Source organism: Bartonella sp. AA86SXKL, from assembly GCF_042196885.1.
This window is the reverse complement of the sequence record NZ_JBHIRE010000609.1, coordinates 1-517: the sequence shown is the minus strand read 5'-3', so window position 1 is coordinate 517 and position 517 is coordinate 1. Positions and strand designations below refer to the sequence as shown.

The following is a 517-nucleotide window of genomic DNA, read 5'->3' as shown; positions in this document are numbered from 1 at the left end:
GCGTCTGATGCAATAAGAGAGCCAGCGGTTTTTCTGACTGATCTTCTGAATGGTGTCGATAAGCCGCTGCCTGTGAGAGCAATATAGAAGCTACCGGTGCTGTCAAAAACAAAAAAAACATCAGCAATATTTCACGAAAAGCAAAACAATAATCTACAAAAGTTGCATAAAGAAACGAAGCAATAAGAATACTGCCAACGCCCCAACTTGTAGCCACCGAAAGCATATGTAAACGCTTATAAAAATTGGAAAAACGCACCAAACCTATTGTTCCAATCAGTGTCAGTCCCGATCCTAATATTAAGAAAACAGTGATAAAAAGAGCAACTATAAGCGATATCTCATCCTTCATTCAATAATTTCTCCGCGCATTAAAAATTTTGCCAAAGCAATACTTGAGACAGGACCTAACAGCCCAATAATAAAAGCTGCTACAAAATAAATGGTTGTTCCTGAACGGATATCGAACGTAAGAAATAAAAGAATAGTGGTTATATAAAGAGCATCCAAACCAACA

At 37.5% G+C, this 517-nt stretch carries 2 protein-coding genes; both read right to left on the bottom strand.

Going from position 1 to position 517, the window contains the following annotated elements; all coding sequences use genetic code 11:
- Positions 1-352: monovalent cation/H(+) antiporter subunit G (mnhG, locus tag ACFIO5_RS13550; protein WP_375705697.1), on the bottom strand; the 352-nt coding region annotated here is incomplete at its 3' end.
- Positions 349-517 (bottom strand): monovalent cation/H+ antiporter complex subunit F (locus ACFIO5_RS13545; RefSeq protein ID WP_375705698.1); only part of this gene is annotated, 169 nt, incomplete at its 5' end. The genes ACFIO5_RS13545 and mnhG, both read right to left, overlap by 4 nt.